The 5410-nt window shown below is 33.2% G+C and carries 6 protein-coding genes; 4 read left to right on the plus strand and 2 right to left on the minus strand.

The window, feature by feature from the left end; all coding sequences use genetic code 11:
* From Q0L29_RS06615 to Q0L29_RS06625, 3 genes are all read left to right on the plus strand, one after another.
* On the plus strand, positions 1-526 hold a 526-nt coding region (locus Q0L29_RS06615; RefSeq protein ID WP_367275756.1), incomplete at its 5' end, for a glycosyltransferase family 2 protein.
* 6 nt (positions 527-532) lie between these two features.
* Positions 533-1621, plus strand: a complete 1089-nt coding sequence (locus Q0L29_RS06620; protein ID WP_296620131.1) for a glycosyltransferase family 4 protein — start codon at positions 533-535, stop codon at positions 1619-1621.
* A gap of 117 nt (positions 1622-1738) precedes the next feature.
* Positions 1739-2554, plus strand: coding sequence for an FkbM family methyltransferase (locus Q0L29_RS06625; protein WP_296620133.1), 816 nt, complete (start codon positions 1739-1741; stop codon positions 2552-2554).
* A gap of 48 nt (positions 2555-2602) precedes the next feature.
* On the opposite strand, the gene Q0L29_RS06630 is transcribed toward Q0L29_RS06625, so the two are convergent.
* Positions 2603-3475: an FkbM family methyltransferase gene (locus Q0L29_RS06630; protein ID WP_296620134.1), complete on the minus strand. Its 873-nt coding sequence runs from the start codon at positions 3473-3475 to the stop codon at positions 2603-2605.
* A gap of 161 nt (positions 3476-3636) precedes the next feature.
* Entirely contained in the window at positions 3637-4740 is a 1104-nt protein-coding gene (locus Q0L29_RS06635; RefSeq protein ID WP_296620136.1) for a glycosyltransferase family 4 protein, read from the minus strand.
* Between the two features lie 94 nt (positions 4741-4834).
* On the opposite strand from Q0L29_RS06635, the gene Q0L29_RS06640 reads away from it, so the two are divergent.
* Entirely contained in the window at positions 4835-5407 is a 573-nt protein-coding gene (locus Q0L29_RS06640) for a sigma-70 family RNA polymerase sigma factor (protein WP_296619090.1), read from the plus strand.
* Positions 5408-5410: the final 3 nt, after the last annotated feature.

The following is a 5410-nucleotide window of genomic DNA, read 5'->3' on the forward strand; positions in this document are numbered from 1 at the left end:
CACCAAAATGTTCATGCTTTCGGCAACTCTGATTGAGCCAACTGATACCGGTAACGCTTGTGTTGTGGTTCAAAATTATGGGAATGGATTAGATAATTTCCAGGAAGAAAAGCTGTTAAGTGAGTATAAAAGTTTGGTTAAAGAAGATTGGAGTGGAAGTACTTGGCCACCTAATATTATGCCAGTTGAACTTTGGGATTTGGTTGGTGGCTTAAGTATAGAATATAGTCCTGGAATGTACTCAGATCCTGATTTTTCAAAAAAAATATATGAGGCAGGAGTTAGAATCTTTAAGGGAAAAGGAGATAGCTTAGTTTATCATTTTGGTTCAAAATCGACCAAAAGGTTAGGGAAAAATACGGGAAGAATTCAATTTATCATGAAATGGGGACTTAGTTCGAAAATATTTACCCAAAATTTCCTTGAAATAGGTAAAAAATACACTTCTTCTTTGAATAAGCCTGGATTAGCTCGATCCAAAAAGATAGTCAGCAGGCTTAAAAGAATTTATTACAGTTTAAAATAGAGTGAATTGAAGATACTAGTCATCAGTAATTTTAGATCAATTGTAACAGTAAGGCCTGAGGCTGAAATTTTTATCGGTTTGGCAAAAAAGGGGCATGACATAACCGTAATGACTTATGAAGATTCCGAATATATCCCTCGTTTTAAGGAGCATGGTATCAATGTAATTCCATTTCACCCAACCAAAAAAAGAGATAAAGAGAGCATCACTTTTATTAGAGAGGAACTGATAAAAGGTGATTATGATATTTTTCAAATGTATAATAGTTTGGCGTATTTCAATGGAATTCCAGCTGCCAAAGGATTGCCAGTAAAAGTAATTTTATATAGAGGTTATACTGGAAATATAGCTTGGTATGATCCATTTATTTATTTGAAGTACTTTAACAGACGAGTTGATGCGGTAATCTGCAATGTTAAAGCCATTGAAGAGCTATTTAAAAAACACTCTTTCTCCAATCGAATAATTTTCAAAACCATTAATAAAGGACATGAGATATCATGGTATCAGGTAGATGAAAAAGCGGATTTGTCAGAGTACACACAAAGCACAGATAATGTAAAATTTATCTGTACAGCCAATGACAGAAAAATGAAGGGTTTAAAATACTTATTAAAAGCAACCCATTATTTAGAAAAAGATGCCCCTTTTGAATTGTTCTTAGCAGGTAATAATATGGATAGGCCTGAATTTTTGAAGCTGATCAATGATAGCCCAGTAAAAGATAAGATTCATATTTTGGGATTTAGAAAGGATATTCTTGAAGTAGAAAATAATTGTGATGTATTTGTATTGGCTTCTCTTTATGGTGAATCCATCACTAAAGCGGCCATTGAGGCTATGGCATTAGGCAAGGCGCCATTGATAACGGATATTCCTGGGAATAAGAAATTAGTCGTTTCTGGGGAGTCTGGTATAGTTGTTCCAAAAGCCAATGCAAAAGCACTTGCAGATGGAATGAAGCAATATATTTACAATCCTGAATTAATAAGTAAATACGGCAAAGCAGCTCAAAATAGAATTCAAACGGTTTTCCATACCAGCAAAACAGTGGAGGAATATGAGAGGTTTTATACAGAATTGATCTTAAATTAATTTCATTAAATTACACTGATCAAGAGCGGAAGATTAATTGTTGTCTAAATTCGTCATTCTCAAACTTTATTCTTTGTAATATTGCGTTTTCATAATTTATAATAATCACCTTTTTAGATGAAAAAATACTTTACCCAAGCTTATAAAAATTTTGTATTTAGATTATCAGCTCGTAATTCTGTAATTTTTACATTTTTTTACAAATACCTATTTAATCCTAAAAAAGGAACTTTAGCCTATTTTTATAATCAGGTTTCCAAAAATCTTGATCGACCTTTTGTTATACAGGTTGGGGCTAATGACGGCATTAACCATGACCCGATTCATAAATTTGTGAAACGTGATAAATGGAGAGGACTTTTAATTGAACCTCAACCTGATGTTTATAGATATCAGCTGTTTCCGCTTTATTTGCGGGACGAAGGTATCTTTATGGAAAATATTGCCATAAGCGATCAAATTAGCTTGATGGATATGTATAAAATCAGTTTTACAAGAGAAAGATGGGCTACTGGACTGACTACATTTCATAAACCAACCTTGCAAGATAAAGTGGATCGTGGTGATGTAGATATCATTGCTAAAAGAAAAGGTATTAAAGTTCCGGCAAGTCGAGAAAAATATATTGATGAGGTTAAAGTAGAATCTAAAACCTTTGAATTTCTTAGGACGAAATATCAAATAAAGGAAGTGGATGTATTACAAATTGATGTAGAAGGTTTCGATTTTGAGGTCATTAAATTATATGACTTAAGCCTTCATAAACCGAAAGTAATTGTATTTGAAAGTCGTCATCTGAATGATAAGGAATACGCGGAAGCTGAGCAATATTTTACAGACAACGGTTTCTTAATTAAGAGAGTGAAAGGCGATAGTGTAGCTGTACGGAAAGATTACAGCTACGGAATGGAATTGATGGAAACTTTTGAATAAGAGCTACCTATCTCTTCTAGTTTAGGAATAAATATAATATTGTAGCATTTATTTTATGGCACGCAGTACCCCTCGTCTTAAATAGGGAGGTCTGAATGTTTTGGGTTCAGGAAAAACCATATAACCATCTGCAAATGAAACTTTAAACTTTCTAGTTTCAAGATGTGCTTTAAATTTATCTTCATCATAAGGTTTGTGATAACAGCAAAGCGCTAATTTTAAATTATTACACTGAGCTATTATTTTTTGCGCACCGTCCAAAATGTCGGCTTCAGCACCTTCAGCATCAACCTTTAAAAAAGTAAAAGGCTCTTTATCTTTGAAGTATTCATCTAAAGATACATTTTTCTCATCATTAATATTCGAAACAAACTTATTGACAATGACTACTTTATCTTTCCATGGGGCAAAAGTGGCTTCCAATGCCTCAATCCATCTTTCATCTGTTTCAAATAGATAAGCTTTTTTGATCTTTTCAATTACTTCTAAAGGTAAATTGCCTTCCGCAGCACCCACATCAACCAAAATATCATTTTCTTTCACATTAAATTCGTTTGTGAGATATCTGTGAGGGGATTTTTTATCTTGTTCTATTTTAAGGAAGTTATAATTTCTTCTGACTCCCCTTTCCGAAGATTTTCTTTTGAAATAAAGTCTTTTTCCATCTCTATTAATATATTTGAGCTGGTTGGATGGGTCAGTATGTACTTCTATATCAGAAGGTTTATATTTCTCTTGAAATGCATATGGAAAAACACTGAATCCTTTCTCCTTCAAATAATTAAGTGCGTTACTTTTTTCCTCATCAATCACTTCATTGTCAGTTGAATTGTAATAATCCAGAACTGTGGATTTGAGCTTGTTTTTTTCAATTGGGCCCCTTATAAATTTTGGTACTAGTTTGCGAAATAGTTTGTTCAAAATGTTTTCTTATTTAAAAATGTAAGATAATATATTTAAATATTTCAGAGCTATGTTGCCAATATATTTCGACTATAGAATTTCAAATTTATTTGATTTATATATGGTCTAGCCAGAGGTACTTAACTAAGTGATTTCTATCATAAATCAACCTCTTCTGGCTAACTTTTCAAAAGATCTTCAAAAAAAAGCTCGTACTTATGTATAGTATTTTCAATGGAAAAAGTTTCAAAGGCAGTTTTTCTTCCATTTTCCAGAAGTTTACTCCTTAAGGCTTGGTCTTCAACTGCTCGTTTGATTTGCTTGGCAAAGTCTACATAGTTTTCATTTTCATATAGGAGTCCATTTTCTTCATGTTGCACTACATCGGGTATGCCTGCAAAATTGGTTGCTACCACAGGCGTTCCCATAGCCATGCTTTCCACTAAGGTTAACCCAAATCCGTCCATAGTGGACGGGAGTACATTTACAGTCATCAAAGTGTAGTATTGAATCACAGTGGCTTTATCATCCACAATTCCTATGCATTTCACTTCTTGTGGTACATCGTGAATGTCAGGTTCATCAGGAAACCGGTTTCTATAGTTTTCTTCATCTAGCCCAACATAGAGAACTTTCCATTCTTTTGGAAGATATTGCAATGCTTTTACAAATTGTGGTTGATTTTTATAACGGGCTACACATCCAATTACAATGTCATCATCGGTATAGCCCAATTGATTTTGTAATTTGGTTCGCAGTTCTAAATTAGGTTGATATTGTTCAGTGGGAGTTCCGTTATGAATTACTTTAAGTTTATTTTCATGAATACCTCTTTCAATAAAAATTTCTTTTAAAGCTTCACTAACCACCACAATCTTATCACAGAAGTAATTATTGAATATATTCTGAAAAAATTTATTTAACCCAATCATTTTCTTAGGATTTTGCCTTCTGGTCTGCACAATTTTCACTTTTTTACGATGCAGAAAATTAACCATTGGCCCTACGTAACGGTCGTTTGATGATTGAGCATTAATAATTTGAATGTTTTCTTTCTCAATTAATTCTTTAATAATTGAACGAGTAATTTTATCGGTCTTGCCTTTAAACGGCATATAGACCCTTTTTACAGTTGAATCCTTGACTAAGCTATCCAGAAATGAATCTTTTAATAACCCTAAAAAGACGTTATGATTTCTTTCAGCCAACCCTTTTGCAAGATATGAAATACTGTAAGAAGAACCGGCTACACCACCCTGCGCACAAAGAATAAGAATATTCATAATAAAATTTAAGTAAACTTAAGAATCCATAGGTATAACCTTCTCTCCATTTTTAGGTTATATACAATAATTAAACTAGTTTGTGGGAGAGCGCATGTCATACGAAAACAAAGATAAACAAAGAGTATTCAATGAGGAATTTATGCCGCATATAGATGCGATGTATAATTTCGCCTTTAGGCTTACTTTGGATGAAGATGATGCCAAAGATTTGGTGCAAGAAACCTTCATGAAAGCCTATAGGTTCATAAATTCTTTTGAAACGGGAACCAATGCAAAAGCTTGGCTGTTTCGAATCTTGAAGAACAGTTTTATAAATAATTACAGAAAGAAAAGTAAACAACCTAATAAGGTAGATTATCAGGAAGTAGAATCATACTATAATTCCGATTCTGTTAATGAGAATATCACGACCGACCTTAGGGTAGAAACTGTTCAACATTTAATTGGCGATGAAATCACTAACGCACTCAATTCGCTTGATGTGGATTTCAGAACGGTAATTATTTTGTGCGATCTTGAAGGATTCACTTATGAGGAAATGGCTAAGATTTTAGACATTCCCATAGGAACGGTCAGAAGTAGATTGCACAGAGCAAGAAATTTATTAAAAGAGAAATTAAAACAATATGCTAGTTCCTTAGGCTATAAGGATAAACGAAAATAATTA

The sequence above is a fragment of the Marivirga sp. genome (assembly GCF_024636815.1).
Taxonomy (GTDB): domain Bacteria; phylum Bacteroidota; class Bacteroidia; order Cytophagales; family Cyclobacteriaceae; genus Marivirga.

Coding starts and splice junctions, on each gene's coding strand:
- Q0L29_RS06635 (WP_296620136.1), bottom strand. CDS start 4,740: ATGAATATTCTTATTCTTTGTGCGCAGGGTGGTGTAGCCGGTTCTTCT.
- Q0L29_RS06640 (WP_296619090.1), top strand. CDS start 4,835: ATGTCATACGAAAACAAAGATAAACAAAGAGTATTCAATGAGGAATTT.
- Q0L29_RS06625 (WP_296620133.1), top strand. CDS start 1,739: ATGAAAAAATACTTTACCCAAGCTTATAAAAATTTTGTATTTAGATTA.